We start from the raw sequence: 17,386 nt of genomic DNA, 5'->3' as shown, positions 1-17,386 counted from the left end.
GGAGCGCGGCGGACCACGGCGGAGGGGCCGGTTCGGACCATGTGGTCCGGCCGGCCCCTCCGTCATGACCCGCGGTGGGTCACGTCGTCTGCCGCTTGCCCTTGATCGCTCCGTACGCCATCTCGCCGAGCGCGACCACGAGGACCGCTCCCGCGATCTGCAGCAGGTGCCTGGTCCAGTCGATGCCCGCGGTCTCACCCACACCGATCCACGTGGCCACCGCATTGCCGATGACGGCACCGACGATGCCGAACAGGGTGGTCAGCCACAGGGGCTGGTGCTGCTTGCCCGGCAGGATGGCCTTGGCTATCAGCCCCAGCACGAAACCGACGATGATCGCCCACAACCAACCCATGTCGAGCCTCCTCCCGGCGCGTTGTGCGCACGTGCGCCCAGTGTCGACCCATCCGGCGTACGGCGCATTTCGGACGGCGTCGTACGGGGGTCCCCCCTCGCCTCCCGGCCCGGGGACGGGCGTACCGTGGAAGGGACCGGGTCGAGAGCGCCCGGAGGGCGATCGGGTGGTGGAGCGTGGAGCGGACGAAGCGGCAGAAGCGGAACGGGGCCGAGGTCTTCCGGATCACCGGCGCACGGATGGGTCTCGCCGAGGACGTGCGGGGCCGCCAGCGGCGATACGTGATCTCGATGGGGATCAGGACCCTGTCGGTCATCGCGACCGTACTGTTGTGGAACGTACAGCGCCCGGTGGCCATCGTGACGCTCGTGGCGGGAGCCCTGCTCCCCTACGTGGCCGTGGTCATTGCCAATGCCGGACGGGAGTCGACGCCCTCGCTGCCCTCGCACTTCGTCCCGGCCCCCGTGCGGCCGGCGCTCGACCCTGGAAACCTCAGGAAAAGCTCAGATCAATCGTGAAGTTCCTGTGCACTCCAGCGGGTCCTGCGTGACATACTGCTCACGCGCTCCGCATCCCCCGTCGGAGCGACGGACCGACGCCGGGCAGCTCCCCCCGTGGCTGCTCGGCGTCGCCATTCCGTTCTAATGTGGGCCTGTGACTTCCTCCAACGCCTCCGGCCCCGACGAGAACCCCATCTGCTCCGCCAAGGGCTGTCGCGACGCGGCCGCATGGGTCCTGGCGTGGAACAATCCGACGCTGCACGCGCCGGAGCGGCGCAAGACCTGGCTGGCGTGCGAGGAGCACCGCGAACACCTCTCCCAGTTCCTGGGGGTCCGCGGTTTCCTCAAGGACGTCGTGAAACTGGACGAGTGGGTACAGCCGGAGGGCTCGGAACGCCAGCGCTGAACCGCCCTGACGTGACCTCACCTGACCCGCCCTGACCTGGTCCGGGACTGCGGTCCCGGGACCCGGGTCAGCCGCCGATCGCGGACATCGGGCGGTCGGGCTGCAGGAAGGACGGGTCGTCGAGGCCGGACCCCGCCTTCTTGCCCCACATGGCGACCTTCCACAGCCGGGCGATCTCCTCGTCCGGGGCGCCCGAGCGCAGGGCCGCGCGCAGGTCCGACTCCTCGGTCGCGAACAGGCACGTGCGCACCTGGCCGTCGGCCGTAAGCCGCGTACGGTCGCAGGCGCTGCAGAACGGGCGGGTGACCGAGGCGATGACACCGACGGTGGCCGGGCCCCCGTCGACCACCCAGCGCTCGGCCGGGGCGGAGCCGCGCTCGGCGGCGCCTTCCTCGGTGAGCGTGAAGCGGGTGCGCAGGGACTCCAGGATGTCCCCGGCGGTGATCATGCCGTCGCGCTTCCAGCCGTGCTGGGCGTCGAGCGGCATCTGCTCGATGAAGCGGAGCTCGTACTCGTTCTCCACGGCCCAGGCCAGCAGGTCGGGGGCCTCGTCGTCGTTGAGGCCGGGCATGAGCACGGCATTGACCTTGACGGGGGTGAGGCCGGCCTCGCGCGCCGCGGCCATGCCGTCGATGACGTCCTTGTGCCGGTCGCGGCGGGTGAGGGTCTTGAAGACGTCGGGGCGCAGGGTGTCCAGCGAGACGTTCACCCGGTCCAGGCCGGCGGACTTCAGGGCCTGCGCGGTGCGCTTCAGGCCGATACCGTTGGTGGTCAGGGACATCTTGGGGCGGGGCTCCAGGGCGGCGCACCGCTCGACGATGCCGACCAGGCCGGGTCGCAGCAGCGGCTCGCCGCCGGTGAACCGGACCTCGGTGATCCCCAGCTGCGTGACCGCGATGCGGATCAACCGGACGATCTCGTCATCACTGAGCAGGTCCGACTTGCCGAGCCACTGCAGCCCCTCTTCGGGCATGCAGTAGGTGCACCGCAGATTGCACCGGTCCGTCAGTGAGACGCGCAGGTCAGTGGCCACGCGGCCGTAGGTATCGAGAAGCACTGTGGGCCCCCTCCCCTGTCCGGAAGTAGAGGTACGCGCGGACATCGGATCTACTTCACGCGTTCTATTTCGAGACTACGTGACGCCTGTGTCATCCAGAGGTGCCCGAATGAACGAGACGTGACGTGGCCGCGTCGTAGGGATCTACGACGCGGCCACGCTGGGTGTTCGGACGATGTCAGTGCGCCCCGGTTCCGGTGAGGGAACGCACCTCCAGCTCGGCGAACTTCTGGGGGTCGGCCTTCTCTTTGGAGAGGACGGTTCCCAGCCAGCCCAGCAGGAAGCCGAGGGGGATCGAGATGATCCCCGGGTTCTCCAGCGGGAACCAGAAGAAGTCCGCTTCCTTGAACATGGAGGTGGGCTTTCCGGACACCACCGGGGAGAACAGCACCAGGCCAACCGCCGAAACCAGTCCGCCGTAGATGGACCAGAGCGCGCCCTGGGTGGTGAAGCGCTTCCAGAAGAGGCTGTAGAGGATCGTCGGCAGGTTCGCGGAGGCGGCGACCGCGAAGGCGAGCGCGACCAGGCCGGCCACGTTCAGGTCGCGGGCCAGCGCGCCGAGGCCGATGGCGACCGCTCCGATGACGACGGTGGACCAGCGGGCCGCGCGCATCTCCTCCTTCTCGGTGGCCTTGCCCTTGCGGATCACGTTGACGTACAGGTCGTGCGCGAAGGACGAGGAGGAGGCGAGGGTGAGGCCCGCGACGACGGCCAGGATGGTGGCGAAGGCGACCGCGGAAATCACGGCGAGCAGGATGGCGCCGCCGGTGGAGTCGGGGCCGCCGCCGACGGCCTGGGCCAGCAGGGGTGCGGCGGTGTTGCCGGCCTTGTTCGAGGCCAGGATGTCGGCCCTCTTCAGCAGGGCCGCGGCACCGAAGCCGAGGGCGATGGTCATCAGGTAGAACGCGCCGATGATGCCGATGGCCCAGTTCACGGACTTGCGGGCGGCCTTGGCCGTGGGCACGGTGTAGAAGCGGATCAGGATGTGCGGAAGCCCCGCGGTGCCGAGGACGAGGGCGAGGCCGAGCGAGAGGAAGTCCAGCTTCGAGGTCGAGTCCTTGCCGTACTTGAGACCGGGTTCGAGGAACTTCACCCCCTGTCCGCTGTTCTCGGCGGCCTTGCCCAGCAGGTCGGAGATGTTGAAGTGGAACTTCAGCAGCACCAGGAAGGTGATCAGCAGGGCCCCCGCGATCAGCAGCACCGCCTTGATCATCTGGACCCAGGTGGTGCCCTTCATCCCGCCGATGGTCACGTAGACGATCATCAGTACGCCGACCAGCGCGACGACGGCCACCTTGCCGCCGTCGCTGGTGATGCCCAGGAGCAGGGAGACGAGCACGCCGGCGCCGGCCATCTGGGCGAGCAGGTAGAAGATCGAGACCACGATGGTGGAGGTGCCGGCGGCGGTGCGGACGGGCCGCTGGCGCATCCGGTACGCGAGGACGTCGCCCATCGTGTAGCGGCCGGAGTTGCGCAGCGGCTCGGCGACGAGCAGCAGGGCGACCAGCCAGGCGACGAGGAAGCCGATCGAGTAGAGGAAGCCGTCGTAGCCGAAGAGGGCGATGGCTCCGGCGATGCCGAGGAAGGACGCGGCGGACATGTAGTCGCCGGAGATGGCGAGGCCGTTCTGGAAGCCGGTGAACTGGCGGCCGCCCGCGTAGAAGTCGGCGGCGCCCCGGGTCTGGCGGCCGGCCCAGACCGTGATGATCAGGGTGGCGACGACGAACAGTCCGAACAAGGTGATGATCAGCGGACGGTGCTCGGAGGCTCCCGCGGCGAGCGTCGTCAGGTGGTGCGCGCCGCTCATTCGGCGGCCTCCATCCGCGCCTTGATGGCCTCGGCCTTGGGGTCGAGCTTCGCGGCGGCGTGCCGTGCGTAGAGCCAGGCGATCAGGAAGGTCGTCGCGAACTGGGCGAGGCCGAGCACGAGGGCGACGTTGATGTTGCCGAAGAGCTTGGTCCCCATGAAGCCGCCCGCGTAGTTGGACAGCAGGACGTAGAGCAGGTACCAGGCGATGAAGGCCACGGTGAGCGGGAAGGCGAAGGAGCGGTAGGAGCTGCGCAGTTCGGCGAAGTCCGCGCTCTGCTGGACGCTCGCGTAGTCAGCTGCCGTAGGGACCGCCGTGGGCGTTCCCGCGCTGCCGGGCGGCGGCGCTGCTTCGGTGGTCACGGGGGGATCTCCTTGTGACGCGGGTGCGGTGGGGACGACGGACAAAACAACCTCCGTGTGGGGGGACGGTGGTGCCGAGCCCCCCTGTCAACGGCACGGACGGCGCGTCGGGACGGTTCAACACCGATTGATTCTTGGGGAATTGATTTCTCGAACTGATGGCGGAGAGGGGAACGGCGACGCTAGGTTCACTTGTCATGAACCCGCCCGACGTGACCGCGTCCGGGCGGCTTTTTCGAAGATGACCTGGAGAACCCATGGATCAGCTGGGGTCGCGTGCGCCCAAGAAGCGCAGCCGTGCTCTCGCCGTACCCGTCGGCCTGGCGCTCACCGCCTCGCTCGCCTTCCTGCCCGCGATCTCGGCCTCGGCCGCCCCGCTGGCCGCTGCGGCCGACACGGCGACGGCCGCGAAGGCCGACGCCTCCAGCCCCAAGTTGTCGTACGTGGCCAACCTGAACGCGTACGCCACGGTGAAGGCGGCGAAGAAGGCGATCGAGCGGGCCGGCGGCACGGTGGTGACGGCCTACGAGCAGATCGGGGTCGTGGTCGCACACTCCCAGGACCCGGACTTCGCCAAGCAGCTGCGCGCCCAGCGCGGCCTGTTCGTGTCGGTCGGCGCCACCCGGACGGCCCCGATGACGGCGGCGCGGACCACCGACGAGGGCGCGACCCAGCAGCTGAGCGCGGCGGACGCCGCCAAGGCTGCGGCAGCGGCCCAGGAGGGTCAGGAGCCGCTGGAGCCCAACCAGTGGGACCTGCGGACGATCAAGGCCGACAAGGCTCACAAGATCAACGATGGCAGTCGGAACGTCACCGTGGGCATCATCGACACGGGGGTCGACGACACCCACCCCGATCTCGCCCCGAACTTCTCCAAGGGCCAGTCGGCCAACTGCGTGGGCGGCGTCGCCGACACCACCGAGGGCGCCTGGCGCCCGTACCCCGACGGCAGCGACCACGGCACGCACGTGGCCGGCACCATCGGGGCCGCGCGCAACGGCATCGGCGTCAGCGGTGTCGCGCCGGGCGTGCAGATCGCCGCGATCAAGGTGAGCGAGCCCGGGACCAGCCTCTTCTACACCGAAGCGGTCGTCTGCGGCTTCATGTTCGCCGCCGAGACGGGGATCGAGGTGACCAACAACAGCTACTACGTCGACCCCTGGCTCTTCAACTGCAAGTCGGACGACGACCAGAAGGCGCTGGTGGAGGCCATCGGCCGGGCCACCAAGTACGCCGAGCGCAAGGGCACGCTGCACATCGCCTCGGCCGGCAACTCCAACCAGGACCTGGCCGCGGCCTCCCTGGAGGACACGACCAGCCCGAACGACACCACCCCGGTCACCCGCACCATCGACCCGAAGGTCTGCCTGGACCTGCCCGCGCAGCTGCCGGGCGTGGTCACCGTCTCCGCGACCGGCGACAAGGGCCTGCGCTCGTACTACTCCAGCTACGGCCTCGGGGTCGTGGACGTCGCCGCCCCCGGTGGTGACAAGTGGCAGGTCCCGGACACCCCGGACTCCAACGGACGCGTGCTGTCGACCGTCCCGGGCGGGGGCTACGGCTACAAGCAGGGCACCTCGATGGCCGCCCCGCACGTCGCCGGCGTCGCGGCGCTCCTCAAGAGCGCCCACCCGTCGGCCACGCCCTCGCAGCTCCAGGCGATGCTGAAGGCCCAGTCCACCAAGGCTGCCTGCCCGACGCAGATATACGACGCCACGGGCACCCTGATCGACGCCACCACCTGCCGGGCCAAGTGGGGCCAGACCGGCTACTACGGCTACGGCGTGATCGACGCGCTCAAGGCCGTGAAGTAGTCCGACCCGGCGGACGAACGGCCGGGCCGGGCGGGGATCACCCCGCCCGGCCCGGCCGCGCTCGCACCCGGCGGTGGATCAGGGCTTGATCATCACCTTGAGCGCGCTGCGGTCGTCCATCGCCCGGTAGCCGTCCGGGACCTCGTCCAGGGACACCGCCCGGTCGAAGACGGGCGCCGGGTCGATCACGCCGCTGAGCACGTCCTCCAGCAGCTCCGGGATGTACGCGCGGACCGGGGCCACACCGCCGCGCAGGGTGATGTTGCGGTCGAACATGACACCGAGGTCGAGGCCGGTGCCGCTGCCGTGCGGGACGCCGACGTAGCCGATGGCCCCGCCGTCGCGGGTGATGTTCACGGCGGTGCGCATCGACTGTTCGGTGCCGACCGCCTCGATGACCGCGTGCGCGCCCCGGCCGCCGAGGAGCTCGCGCACGGCCGCCTCGGCGGCCTCGCCGCGCTCGGCGACGACGTCGGTGGCCCCGAAGAGCTTGGCGATGTCCGTACGTACGGTGTGGCGGCCCAGGGCGATGATCCGCTCGGCGCCCAGGCGCTTGGCGGCGAGGACGCCACACAGGCCGACCGCGCCGTCGCCGACGACGGCGACCGTGGAGCCCTCGCGCACGCCCGCGCCCAGCGCGGCGTGGTGGCCGGTGCCCATGACGTCGGACAGCGCGAGCAGCCCGGTCAGCAGGTGGTCGTCGGAAACGGCCTCGGCGGGCAGCTTCACCAGGGTGCCGTCGGCGTGCGGGACGCGGACGGCCTCGCCCTGGCCTCCGTCGTGGCCGACCGAGCCCCAGAAGCCGCCGTGCTCGCAGGAGGTGAAGAGGCCCTCGGAGCAGTACTCGCAGGTGCCGTCCGACCACATGAAGGGCGCGACGACGAGGTCGCCGGCCCGCAGGCCGGACACGGCGGAGCCGGTCTCCTCGACGACGCCCAGGAACTCGTGGCCGATGCGCTGGCCGGGCTGACGCGCGGCCTCGCCACGGTAGGCCCACAGGTCGCTACCGCAGATACAGGCACGCAGGACGCGAACGACGGCGTCCTCGGGGCGCTGGATCGCAGCGTCGGGCACCTCCTCCACGCGTATGTCGTGCGGGGCGTGGATGACGGTGGCGCGCATGGTGATGCAGTCCTCCGGTTCGAAATCGTTCAGTCTTGTACGACTGTGGAACCGTCCTACCGTACGCCTGCTTCCCGGGAGGTCGCGCCAGTGGCCAGCAGGTACTGGGCGGCCAGGTACGTGGCCATGATCCAGAAGTCCGGGCGGGGCAGCTGGGGCCATTCGGCGACGCCGGTGGCGATGAGGGTGTCGGAGAGCAGGAACAGCCCGCCCCCGATCCCGGCCCGCAGGCCGAGGGCGCTGGAACGGAACGCCATCGCGGTGAGCAGCAGGCTGTAGCCGGCCACGGGGATCCGCAGGTCGGGCGGCAGATCGGACCACAGCAGGGCGACGGTGCCGAGGAGGGCGAGCGCGTACGCACCCCCGACCAGCGGGTTCGCGGGCCGCTTGCCGAAGAGGACGAGGTAGCAGACGTGCCCGACGGCGAAGGAGCCCATGCCCACGAGGAAGGCGGGCTCGGCGTCGAAGAGCAGGGCCAGGTCGCCGCCCCAGCCGAACAGCAGGGCGGCGAGCAGCAGCCGGGGGGCGCCGCGGGTGGCCATGTGGGTCACCAGCAGCGGCATCAGCAGCGGCTTGGCGACGACGTGCCCGAGGTGCCAGCCGGCGAGGAGCGAGCCGAGGTCGACGGCGGCGGCCACGGCGAAGGCCAGGAGGGCGATGTGGCCGAGGCGCGACCGACCGGCCGGCGTCGGGTCCGCGGCCCAGGCGGGGGCGGGTCGGCCCGGGGACTCGGCGGTGCTCACGCGGTGGTCTCCTGTACGGCCGGGGCGGCGGGGTCGGTGGCGGCACCGGTGGCCGGAGCGGATGCGGTTGTGGGTGCGGATGCGGATGCGGGCTGCCAGCCGGGGCCGCGGAAGACGTGTCCGGCCCGCTGGCGCCAACTCCCGGCGGCGCGCACGTCCCGGGCGATGGCCGCGTACTCGTGGGTGGCCACGCGCAGCGGGTTGAAGGTGCCGATGTTCTTGGTGAGCCCGTAGACGGGCTTGTCCGTCTCGCCCACCCAGGAGCCGAACATCCGGTCCCAGACGATCAGGATGCCGCCGTAGTTGCGGTCGAGGTAGCCGCCCTGCGAGGCGTGGTGGACCCGGTGGTGGGAGGGGGTGTTGAAGACGTACTCGTAGGGCCGCGGCAGCTTCCCGATGCGCTCGGTGTGGACCCAGAACTGGTAGAGCAGGTTGATCCCGTAGCAGAAGGGGATCGCCGCCGGATGCACGCCGAGGGCCACCATGGGCAGGTAGAACCACCAGGTGGTCGCGCTGGTCCAGGGCTGGCGCAGGGCGGTGGTGAGGTTGAACCGCCGGCTGCTGTGGTGGACCACGTGGCAGGCCCACAGGATGCGGATGACGTGGTGGAGACGGTGCTGCCAGTAGTAGAGGAAGTCCTGGGCGAGCAGCATCAGCAGGGCGGTCCACCACAGGAACGGCACGCGCAGCGGGGTCAGTTCGTAGACCGCGGTGAAGACGGCAACGACCGGGATCTTCCAGAGCAGGTCGAAGCCGATGCTGCCGAGCCCCATGGTGATGCTCGTGGCGGCGTCCTTGGCGTCGTAGCCGGCGGCGTCCTCGTCGGGATGGAGCCGGTAACTCACCACCTCGATGACGGTGAGCAGCACGAAGGCAGGTATGGACCACAGCACGACATCGGGCAGGTTCGGCATGTCCCGCACCATAGAGGCGCTCTCGGGGGTGCCGCTAGGGGTTGTTACCGATCGGTATCCATCGGGGTTACCGGCGGTTCACGCGATGATGTCCGGACCAAGGGGAGGGCGGGGCATGACGGGCTTGGAGACGCTTCTCTTACGGGCGGCGGGGACGGCGGCGGGGACGCTGGTGAAGTCCCTCCTGGCCCGGGCCCCGGGAGCGGGCCTGGTGGCCGACCCGACACGGCCGGCCCCGCGCTGGCGCAAGCCTCCGGCGGAACTCGGCGACGCGGAGCTGCGGCGCCTGGCCGAAGCCCTGGCGGAGCGCCTCGGCGAGGCGGCGGCCCGGCTGCCGGAGCACGAACGCCTGGCGGCGCTGGACGCGATCGGCGACGCCTTCGCGGCGCTCGGCCCCCTGGACCCAGAGTCCCTCTTCGCGGCGGACCTCGACCCGACGGCCCTGGCGGCGACCCTCCCCGACCCCCCGGCGGGCCTGAGCCCGGCGGCGGAGGCCCTGTACGGCCGGCTGGTCCGGCTGTGCTGCACCCACGCGGTGGAGTACGTGACGACCCTGCCGGGCTTCGGCGCCCGTGCGGAGGTGGAACTGGTCCGGCGGACGGGCGAGCTGGCGCGCTCATTGGACCGACTGGGCTCCACCGGGGCCGGAGCGGCGTACGCCTTCGAGGAGCGGTACGCGCAGTACGTGGCCCGCGCCCACGGCCGCCTCCAGCTCTTCGGCCTCACCCTCAGCCGCTCCCGCCAGGAATGGCCGCTGGACGTGGCGTACATCAGCCTGTCGGTCAGCGGTGAGGAGTCCCCCCAGGAAGCGCTGGGGTCCCACAGGACCTCGACCGATGTGCAGCACACGCTGCGGGACGCTCCGCGGCTCCTCCTACGCGGACCGGCCGGATCCGGCAAGAGCACCCTGGTCCAATGGCTCGCGCTCAACGCCGCCCGGCGGACCTTCGGTCCGGAGCTCGACGAACTGAACCGGTCGGTGCCGTTCGTCCTGCGTCTGCGCTCCCTCATCAGGTCCCAGGAACCGCCGCCGATGCCGGAGTACTTCCTACAGGCGACGGGAGTCCCGTTGCATGGCGAGGCACCCCCGGGCTGGGCATCGGCCCTCATGCGCAGCGGGCGGGCACTCGTCCTCGTCGACGGCGTGGACGAGGTTCCGCAGCACCTGCGCAACCAGACGGAGGCCTGGCTGTGGTCGTTGGTCGGAGCGTATCCGGACGCCCGGTACGTCGTGACGACCCGGCCTTCGGCGGTAAGGGAGGACTGGTTGTCGGGCCACGGCTTCTCACGGAGCTCCCTCCTACCGATGGAGCGTCGGGGCACCAAGGCGTTCATCACCCACTGGCACGACGCGGCGCGAACTGACTGCCACTCCGCCGAGGAGCTGGCTCACCTCGACCGGTACGAACAGTCCCTCGTACGGGCCGTGAGTACACGCCGCGACCTGGGACGGCTGGCGACCAACCCCTTGATGTGCGCACTGCTCTGTGCGCTCAACCGGGATCGGCACATGCACCTCCCGCGCGCCCGCAAGGAGCTCTACGATGCCGCGCTCGACATGCTTCTCGTCCGCCGTGACAACGAGCGCGAGATCACCGGGGTCGAGGGGGTCTGCCTGTCCCGGGACGAGCAGACACTGCTGCTCCAGCGGCTCGCCTACTGGTTGATCCGCAACGAGCATCTGGAGGCGGACCACGACGAGGTCGTGGCGATGGTGGACAGATGGCTCGATGCCATGCCCCAAGTCCGGGCCCAGGGAAGCAGCGCACAGCAGGTGTTCAACCACCTCTTGATCCGCAGCGGCCTGCTGATCGAGCCCGTACCCGGCTCGGTCCAGTTCGTGCACCGAACCTTCCGGGACTACCTCGGCGCCAAGGCCGCCGTGGAGGCCCGGGACTTCGGCGTGCTGGTGGGACACGCGCACGAGGACGCCTGGGACGACGTCGTCCGGATGGCCGTGGGCCATGCCCGCCCCGATGAACGCGCCCGCCTGCTACGCCAGTTGCTCCGGCGCTCCGAGAAGGTCAAGGCCTATCGCCACCGGCTGGTACTCCTGGCCGCGGCCTGCCTGGACCACGCTCCCGAGCTGGACCCGGAGATCCATGGCGAAGTGCAGGCCAGGACCGCGAAGCTGCTGCCTCCACGAACTCCGGAACAGGCAGAGGACCTGGCCAAAGCCGGGGAGATGGTGTTGGAGCTGTTGCCGGGTCCCGACGGTCTGAGCGGGGGCGAGGCTGCCTCATGCATCCGGACGGCCGCGCTGGTGGGCGGGGACCGGGCGCTCCAGGTGATCGCCGGCTTCGGTCAGGACCACCGGTACGAGGTGGCGCACGAGGTCTCCGAGTCGTGGGGGCGCTTCGAAACCACCGCCTACGCGGAATCAGTGCTGGCCAACGCTTCCCCCGGCGAGGCACATCTGCACATCCGGACCCCCGAGCAACTGACGGCGTACGCGGGGCTTCCCCACATCCGCCGTGTTCACCTCAGCTGGACCGGACGCATACCCGCCGTGATCAGCACCCGGCGGGACCTGGAGTGGCTGGTGCTTCAGGGAAATCCCGAACTGCGGGATCTGTCGGCGCTGGCGGGCCACGACGCCCTGCGGCATCTCGGGGTCTTCGACTGCCCCGATCTGGAGGGCATCGAGCCGGTGGGCGGACTACCCGTGAACAGCCTGTCGTTCGGCTACGTGCCGGAGGGAATGTCCCTGGCCCCGCTCGGCAGAGTCGCAGGGCTCCGCTCACTGGTCATCGGTTTCGAGCCCAAGGAACGACGTCTCGCGGACATCCCCGCCGCGCCGGAACTGACGAAACTGACCTTGTGGCAGGGCGCCCGTGGAGTCTCCCTCGACGGACTCGAGCGCTGGCCCGCGCTGACCTCGCTCACGGTCTCGGGCGACATCCAGTACGTACAGCTCGTGGCAGGGTGGCCGCTCACCGGTCTGACCTCCCTGCAGATCCGGTTCACCACGCTGGTCGACCTCGGCCACCTGCTGCCGTACCGGCATCTGGAGGAATTGATGTTGCTGCGCTGCGGGCTCGATGGTGGTGGCCTGGAGCCCCTGCTGGACCTTCCGACGCTCACCCGGCTGCGCCTCGCCGAATGCGCCGGGACCGTGGACGTCTCACCCTTGGCGAGGGCGGACCACTTGCGCCTGGAACTCGACCGGCAGACCTCGTTCACGGGGATAGAGCGGATCCCACCGGAGCGGATCACGTTCTTCTAACGTGCCGCCCCGGCGGGAGCCGGTGTCACCAGACCCGGACCGAGCTCCCCCGGGCGAAGGCCGGGCTGGTGGCTCCCGGTGGGATCTCCGTCAGGGGCTTCGCGATCTCCGAGACCAGCGGGCCGTGCTTGGCGGCGACCGCGTCCAGCAGGGCGAGGTCGAAGCCGTACACGCGGGCCGCGTTGCCGCCGACCATCGCGGCGACCTCCTCGCGCGGCAGGCCCGCGTAGGCGATGCGGAGGCCTTCGCGGGAGAAGGGGGTGGTGCCCTCGTCGTGCGGGTAGTCGCTGCCCCACATGATCTTGTCGAGGCCGATCCGCTCCCGCAGCGGGACCTCGTGGGGGCGCATGAAGCTCGCTCCCACGAAGCAGTTGTCCCGCCAGACCTCGCTCGGGCCCCGGCCCATCGACTCCGCGAGGCCCGCCCCGAACTTGGATTCGGCCGTGGCCGATGCCGCGACCAGGCGGCCGTGGTAGTAGTCCAGCATCTCCAGCACGCCGGGGATCCACCCGGAGCCCTGCTCCGTCAGGACCAGCTTGAGGCCCGGGTGGCGGCGGAAGGCCCCGCCGAAGACGAGGTGCCACAGGGCGCGGTGCGAGAACCAGGTCGTCTCCACCATGAAGACGGCCCGGGCCGCCGGTTCGTCGCCGAGCGGTGGTGAGGCCGATCCGCCGTGGTGGTTGACCGGGACGTCCAGCTCGTCGCACACCGCCCAGATGGGGTCGTAGGCGGCGGAGTACAGCTCGGGAACGGTGGAGCCGGGCGGCACGCCCGGCAGCAGGATGCCGCCCGTCAAGCCGGCCGCCCGCGCCCGGCGGATCTCGCCGACCGCCGCGTCCACGTCGTTCAGCAGGATCTGCGCGACCCCCGCCCGCCGCCCCGGCGCGTCCGCGCAGAAGTCCGCCAGCCAGCGGTTGTGGGCCTGCAGCCCCGCCCAGCGCAGCTCGTACTCGGCGGCCGTCGGGGGCTGGGCCATCAGGGAGGCCTTGGGGAAGAACGGCGGGATCGTGTTCGGGAAGAGGACTTCCGCGACGATGCCGTCCGCCTCGAGTTCGGCGAGGCGGCGCGCCGAGTTCCAGTTGCGGTCGGCGGTGTCCGCGAGGAGGTCCTCGTACGGGTTCACGTACGTGGCGGCCCAGGCGTCGAAGTCCTCGTGGTGGCGCTTGGCCAGGTACGGCTTGTAGTCCAGCAGGTCGGCGCCGGCGTGGCAGTCCGCCGAGATCACCGTGTAGCGGTCGTCGCCCGTCACTGCGAAACCCCCAGGACCGGGAAGTCGTGGTCGGTGAGCCAGTGGCGGCCCACCTCGCGGGAGCGGGCCCAGGAGGCCTCCACCGCCGCCTGGTCCGGGGACTGGCCCAGTTCCGCCGGGGTGGGGCCGATCCGGCGGGCGATCGGGGCCAGCTCCGCGGTGTCGAAGCCGAAGACCTCGGCCGCCGCGAGCCCGAGCATCCGGCGGGCCTCGACGACCGGAATGTCGTGGAAGGTGTTCTTCAGCCAGGCCCGGGTGTTCGGCCAGGTGCCCTCGGGGTGCGGGAAGTCCGAGCCCCACAGGATGTTGTCCACACCGATCTCGTACCGCTGCGCGAGCTCCCGGCGCTTGGTGTTCGTCGCGCAGATGAACACCTGACGGTCCAGGTACTCGCTGGGCGGCCGCTTCAGCTCCTCGAACGGCGAGAGCTTCTTGCCGCCGTGCGCGCCGAGGTAGAGCCGGTCCATGAACCACAGCTGGTTGGGCAGCCACCAGCAGCCCGCCTCGGCGACGCCGAACTTCAGGCCGGGGTGGCGTTCGAAGACCCCCGACCAGAGCAGGAACCACAGCGGTCGGGCGGGCCACCAGGTGACCTCGGAGACGAAGATGCCCAGGTGGTCGCCGTACTCGTGGCGCGGCGAGGAACCGGAGTGGGTGACGATCGGCATCCGGGTCTCGGCGGCCGCGGCCCAGACGGGGTCGTAGCGGCGGTCGTGGTACGGCGCCTTGTCCACCCACATCGCGGGGATCATCAGCGCGCCCAGCCCGGACTCCTTGGCCCGGTGGATCTCGGCGACGACCTTCTCCGGTTCGCCCGTGATGGGGAGCAGGGCGACCCCGCAGTGCCGCTCGGGGTGCTGCCCGACGAACTCCGCGAGCCAGCGGTTGTGCGCCTGCGCGCCCGCCATGCCGAGCTCGGGGTCCTGGTCGCCGGAGAGGCCGAGGCCGACGCCGAAGGGGGCTGCGGTCTGGCTGTCGACGGCGTCCGCGTCGGGGAAGACGACTTCGGCGGCCACGCCGTCGCCGTCGAGTTCCTTGAGCCGCTGCCCGGTGTCCCAGCCGCCCTTGAGGCCTTCCTCGTGGTCGTGGAACCACTTCTCGGCGAAGGCCTCGTTGCGGACGCCGAGGCGGGTGGCCTCCGCCCGGCGGGCGTCGCGTTCGCCGAGGAACTCGTCGAACTGGGGGTGGAAGCGGGAGTCCAGGTAGGGCCGGTACTGCTCGGTGGGCAGGCCGGCGTGGCAGTCGGAGGAGATGATCAGGTACGGGTCTTCGGTCCGGCCTTCGGTCGGGTTTCCGGGCCGGTCTTCGTTCGTACTCACCACAGACGCCCCTCAGTCGAGGATGAAGCTTTCCAGGTAGCCGGGGTTGGTCCGGTCGAGCATCGACTGCGACCGGGCGCGGATCTGCCGGTCGCTGTGCTCGCCGGGCGGGAGCATCCAGAAGCGGTCGGCGCGGATGCCGTCGACGACGTGCTCGGCAACCTCCTCGACCGGGGTGAACCGCACCTCGTGGCCGGCCTCGCGCATCGCCGCCTCGTACTGGTCGAGGTTGCGGTACGGAGCCTTGCGCGGGCGTTCCTTCGCGTAGCGCTCGGGCCGGTTGCGGTGTGACTCCCACAGCCCGGTGCGCAGCATGTGCGGTCCGGGGAAGAGGACGGAGGCCCCGACGGCGGCGCCCTCCGCCTTGAGGTGGGCGTAGAGCGACTCGGTCATGGTGACCACGGCCGCCTTGGTGACGGCGTACACGGACGCGGTGGGCAGCGGGGCGATGCCGCCGTCGCCGGAGGAGGTGTTGACGACGTGGCCGGGGCCGCCGGCGGCGATCATGCGGGGGACGAAGGCCTGGATGCCGTGGAAGACCCCCCACACGTTGACGGAGAAGGCCCACTTCCAGTCGTTGGGCTCGTGCTCCCACATCCGGCCCTCGGCGCCGGAGCCGACGCCCGCGTTGTTGCAGAGCACGTGCACGGCGCCGAAGGTCTCGTAGGCGGCGTCGGCCAGCGCGATCACGGAGTCGCGGTCGCTGACGTCGACCACCCTGGCGAGGACCTGTGCCCCGTCCGCGACGAGTTCGTCGGCGGCCTTGTGCAGGGCGGCCTCCTCGACGTCGGCGAGGACCACCTTCAGTCCCTCGGTGGCGAAGCGGCGGGCCATGGCGAGGCCGATGCCACTGGCCGCGCCGGTGACGACGGCCACCTGTCCCGGTTCGAGCCGCATCTCACAGGCTCCCTTCGGGCGGTCCGTCGAGGATCTGCATGGGGTCGTCGTAGCGCTGGTGGACGTACGGGAGCAGGGCCTGGGCGCTGACCCGTTCGACGACGCGGCCCTTCTGGTCGGTGGTCTTCTCGCCGATGGTGATCTCCACGATCCGGCGGACGGGAAGGTCGGCGACCGGGTCGAACATCGACTCGCGCAGCACGACGTCCCCGGTGACGTGCTCCAGTTTGCGGACCTTCTCGTTGCGCGTGCAGTGCACGAGCACCGGGTCCACGTCGAAGCCGGAACCGTCGACGGCGGGCAGGAACTTGAAGTAGAAGTCGATCTTCTGGGTGGGCTCGGGCAGCGGCAGCGCGCGGTCCACGGCCCCGCGCACCTCGACGAAGGCGATCCCGTGCCGGGCGAGTGCGGCCCGTACGACGAGGCCGTCGCGCTCCACGGTGACCTCGCCGAGCTTCTTCGGCTCGCCGAAGACCTCGCGGCCGCCGGTCAGGGCCCGCTCCAGGGTCATCGGCATGACCAGGGGGTACCAGCCCTCGACCCCGCCGTGCTGGGCGGCGACGGCCACCGAGCCGGCGCCGAGCGGGTAGCCGGGCAGGTCGACCTTGCTGATGTTGGCCCGCACCAAGGGTCGGTCGACCGGTTTGAGCGGCGGCGGCAGGACCGCCGCGACCACGTCGGGGTCGCTCTCCCAGACGGCTACGACGCCGGTGGACCAGATGTCGGGGAGCTTCGAACTCTTCTCGCGCGACGCCGCGATCTCGGCCTCGGTCCGCGCTCCGTACCGTACGCGTGCCATGTCTCGCACCATCCCTCGGCTCGGGGGGAGTCGATTCTGTAACACAGTTACACCGCTGCCGATGAAGGGTAAAGCCCCCTGCACGCACCAGAATTGACGGTCCAACAGATTGGTGGTGGACGCCGTGGCCAGAACCACGCTCACCCGTGACGAGGTGCTGGACGCCGCCGCCTCCCTGGTCATGCAGCACGGTCCGGCCGCGCTCACCATGCGGGGGCTCGCCGCCGAACTGGGCACCGCCGTGACGTCCATCTACTGGCACGTCGGCAACCGCGAATCGCTGCTCGACGCCCTCGTCCAGCGGACCGTGGAGGAGATGGGCGCGATCCGGCCCACCGGCCGCACCCCCGCCGACCGGATCCTGGCGGTGGCCCGGATCCTGCGCCGCGAACTGCGGACCCGGCCGCACCTGATCGCGATGGTCCACGAGCGCGGGCTCACCGAGCGGATGTTCCTGCCCGCCCAGCAGGCACTCGTCCACGAGGTGCACGCCGCCGGGCTGCGCGGCGCCCGGGCGGCGGACGCGGTCCGCGCCGTGCAGTTCCAGGTGGTCGGGTACCTGCTCGTCGAACGCAACCGCGAACGCGCCCCCGCGCAGTCCCCGGCCGAGAGCGAGCTCTGGGACCCGGCCGCGGCCCCCCACGACCCGGCCCTCGCCCGCGCCCTGGCCCGCCCGGCGGACCCGGACCGACTGTTCCTGCTGTCCGTACGGGCCCTGGTGCACGCCCTGCTCGCACCGCACCCGGCGGCCGACGCGGCCCCGCCGCGATAAATCGCTTGGCGCGCTCCCGGGCCCGTGGTTGTATCTGCGGCGCG

At 70.8% G+C, this 17,386-nt stretch carries 16 protein-coding genes; 5 read left to right on the top strand and 11 right to left on the bottom strand.

Annotated features, from left to right (window positions below):
• Positions 1 to 79: 79 nt before the first annotated feature.
• Positions 80 to 355, bottom strand: coding sequence for a GlsB/YeaQ/YmgE family stress response membrane protein (locus tag OG207_RS32515; RefSeq protein WP_329103439.1), 276 nt, complete (start codon positions 353 to 355; stop codon positions 80 to 82).
• Between the two features lie 176 nt (positions 356 to 531).
• Between OG207_RS32515 and OG207_RS32510 the strand changes: the two genes are divergently transcribed.
• Both OG207_RS32510 and OG207_RS32505 read left to right on the top strand, forming a co-directional pair.
• Positions 532 to 873, top strand: a complete 342-nt coding sequence (locus OG207_RS32510) for a DUF3099 domain-containing protein (RefSeq protein ID WP_329103437.1) — start codon at positions 532 to 534, stop codon at positions 871 to 873.
• A gap of 136 nt (positions 874 to 1,009) precedes the next feature.
• The gene (locus OG207_RS32505; RefSeq protein WP_329103436.1) at positions 1,010 to 1,261 is read left to right on the top strand and encodes a hypothetical protein; all 252 of its coding nucleotides are present in this window, start codon (positions 1,010 to 1,012) and stop codon (positions 1,259 to 1,261) included.
• Between the two features lie 67 nt (positions 1,262 to 1,328).
• Here OG207_RS32505 and moaA read toward each other — a convergent pair whose 3' ends face one another.
• The 3 genes from moaA to OG207_RS32490 all read right to left on the bottom strand — a co-directional run bounded on the left by moaA (position 1,329) and on the right by OG207_RS32490 (position 4,487).
• A complete protein-coding gene (gene moaA, locus OG207_RS32500) occupies positions 1,329 to 2,318 on the bottom strand; it encodes a GTP 3',8-cyclase MoaA (RefSeq protein WP_329103434.1) in 990 nt (329 codons plus the stop codon).
• A gap of 178 nt (positions 2,319 to 2,496) precedes the next feature.
• On the bottom strand, positions 2,497 to 4,125 hold the full coding sequence (locus tag OG207_RS32495; RefSeq protein WP_329103432.1) for a solute symporter family protein: 1,629 nt from the start codon (positions 4,123 to 4,125) through the stop codon (positions 2,497 to 2,499).
• Complete coding sequence (locus OG207_RS32490) at positions 4,122 to 4,487, bottom strand: DUF485 domain-containing protein (RefSeq protein WP_329103430.1); 366 nt, start codon at positions 4,485 to 4,487, stop codon at positions 4,122 to 4,124. The genes OG207_RS32495 and OG207_RS32490 overlap by 4 nt, the downstream gene beginning before the upstream one ends.
• 257 nt (positions 4,488 to 4,744) lie before the next feature.
• Here OG207_RS32490 and OG207_RS32485 point away from each other — a divergent pair, with 257 nt between their 5' ends.
• Positions 4,745 to 6,301 carry a S8 family serine peptidase gene (locus tag OG207_RS32485; RefSeq protein ID WP_329103428.1) on the top strand — a complete coding sequence of 519 codons (1,557 nt, stop codon included), beginning with the start codon at positions 4,745 to 4,747 and terminating at the stop codon, positions 6,299 to 6,301.
• 78 nt (positions 6,302 to 6,379) lie between these two features.
• Here OG207_RS32485 and OG207_RS32480 read toward each other — a convergent pair whose 3' ends face one another.
• Genes OG207_RS32480 through OG207_RS32470 form a run of 3 tightly spaced genes read right to left on the bottom strand, consistent with a single transcriptional unit; the run spans position 6,380 to position 9,080 of the window.
• Positions 6,380 to 7,423, bottom strand: a complete 1,044-nt coding sequence (locus tag OG207_RS32480; protein ID WP_329103426.1) for a zinc-dependent alcohol dehydrogenase family protein — start codon at positions 7,421 to 7,423, stop codon at positions 6,380 to 6,382.
• Positions 7,424 to 7,479: 56 nt separating this feature from the next.
• Positions 7,480 to 8,166, bottom strand: coding sequence for a lysoplasmalogenase (locus OG207_RS32475; RefSeq protein ID WP_443072774.1), 687 nt, complete (start codon positions 8,164 to 8,166; stop codon positions 7,480 to 7,482).
• Positions 8,163 to 9,080: a sterol desaturase family protein gene (locus tag OG207_RS32470; RefSeq protein WP_329103424.1), complete on the bottom strand. Its 918-nt coding sequence runs from the start codon at positions 9,078 to 9,080 to the stop codon at positions 8,163 to 8,165. Before OG207_RS32470 ends, OG207_RS32475 begins: the two co-directional genes overlap by 4 nt.
• A gap of 115 nt (positions 9,081 to 9,195) precedes the next feature.
• On the opposite strand from OG207_RS32470, the gene OG207_RS32465 reads away from it, so the two are divergent.
• Positions 9,196 to 12,306 carry an NACHT domain-containing protein gene (locus OG207_RS32465; protein WP_329103423.1) on the top strand — a complete coding sequence of 1,037 codons (3,111 nt, stop codon included), beginning with the start codon at positions 9,196 to 9,198 and terminating at the stop codon, positions 12,304 to 12,306.
• Between the two features lie 25 nt (positions 12,307 to 12,331).
• Here the strand turns inward: OG207_RS32465 and OG207_RS32460 are convergent, their stop codons facing one another.
• From OG207_RS32460 to OG207_RS32445, 4 genes are read right to left on the bottom strand one after another with little or no spacing between them, the layout of a single operon-like run.
• Positions 12,332 to 13,555: an amidohydrolase family protein gene (locus OG207_RS32460; RefSeq protein WP_329103421.1), complete on the bottom strand. Its 1,224-nt coding sequence runs from the start codon at positions 13,553 to 13,555 to the stop codon at positions 12,332 to 12,334.
• On the bottom strand, positions 13,552 to 14,874 hold the full coding sequence (locus OG207_RS32455; RefSeq protein ID WP_329103419.1) for an amidohydrolase family protein: 1,323 nt from the start codon (positions 14,872 to 14,874) through the stop codon (positions 13,552 to 13,554). Before OG207_RS32455 ends, OG207_RS32460 begins: the two co-directional genes overlap by 4 nt.
• 12 nt (positions 14,875 to 14,886) lie before the next feature.
• Complete coding sequence (locus tag OG207_RS32450) at positions 14,887 to 15,771, bottom strand: SDR family NAD(P)-dependent oxidoreductase (RefSeq protein ID WP_329103416.1); 885 nt, start codon at positions 15,769 to 15,771, stop codon at positions 14,887 to 14,889.
• 1 nt (position 15,772) lies between these two features.
• Positions 15,773 to 16,570 (bottom strand): acetoacetate decarboxylase family protein, encoded by a 798-nt coding sequence (locus OG207_RS32445; RefSeq protein ID WP_329103414.1) that lies wholly within the window; start codon positions 16,568 to 16,570, stop codon positions 15,773 to 15,775.
• Between the two features lie 124 nt (positions 16,571 to 16,694).
• On the opposite strand from OG207_RS32445, the gene OG207_RS32440 reads away from it, so the two are divergent.
• On the top strand, positions 16,695 to 17,342 hold the full coding sequence (locus OG207_RS32440) for a TetR/AcrR family transcriptional regulator (RefSeq protein ID WP_329103413.1): 648 nt from the start codon (positions 16,695 to 16,697) through the stop codon (positions 17,340 to 17,342).
• Positions 17,343 to 17,386 lie beyond the last annotated feature (44 nt).

This window comes from Streptomyces sp. NBC_01439 (assembly GCF_036227605.1).
In the GTDB taxonomy this organism is placed as follows: Bacteria; Actinomycetota; Actinomycetes; order Streptomycetales; family Streptomycetaceae; genus Streptomyces.
The sequence above is the reverse complement of the archived record's forward strand: the minus strand, read 5'-3'. Positions and strand labels throughout refer to the sequence as shown.

Coding starts and splice junctions, on each gene's coding strand:
- OG207_RS32465 (WP_329103423.1), top strand. CDS start 9,196: ATGACGGGCTTGGAGACGCTTCTCTTACGGGCGGCGGGGACGGCGGCG.
- OG207_RS32485 (WP_329103428.1), top strand. CDS start 4,745: ATGGATCAGCTGGGGTCGCGTGCGCCCAAGAAGCGCAGCCGTGCTCTC.
- OG207_RS32515 (WP_329103439.1), bottom strand. CDS start 355: ATGGGTTGGTTGTGGGCGATCATCGTCGGTTTCGTGCTGGGGCTGATA.
- OG207_RS32470 (WP_329103424.1), bottom strand. CDS start 9,080: ATGCCGAACCTGCCCGATGTCGTGCTGTGGTCCATACCTGCCTTCGTG.
- OG207_RS32445 (WP_329103414.1), bottom strand. CDS start 16,570: ATGGCACGCGTACGGTACGGAGCGCGGACCGAGGCCGAGATCGCGGCG.
- OG207_RS32480 (WP_329103426.1), bottom strand. CDS start 7,423: ATGCGCGCCACCGTCATCCACGCCCCGCACGACATACGCGTGGAGGAG.
- OG207_RS32495 (WP_329103432.1), bottom strand. CDS start 4,125: ATGAGCGGCGCGCACCACCTGACGACGCTCGCCGCGGGAGCCTCCGAG.
- OG207_RS32450 (WP_329103416.1), bottom strand. CDS start 15,771: ATGCGGCTCGAACCGGGACAGGTGGCCGTCGTCACCGGCGCGGCCAGT.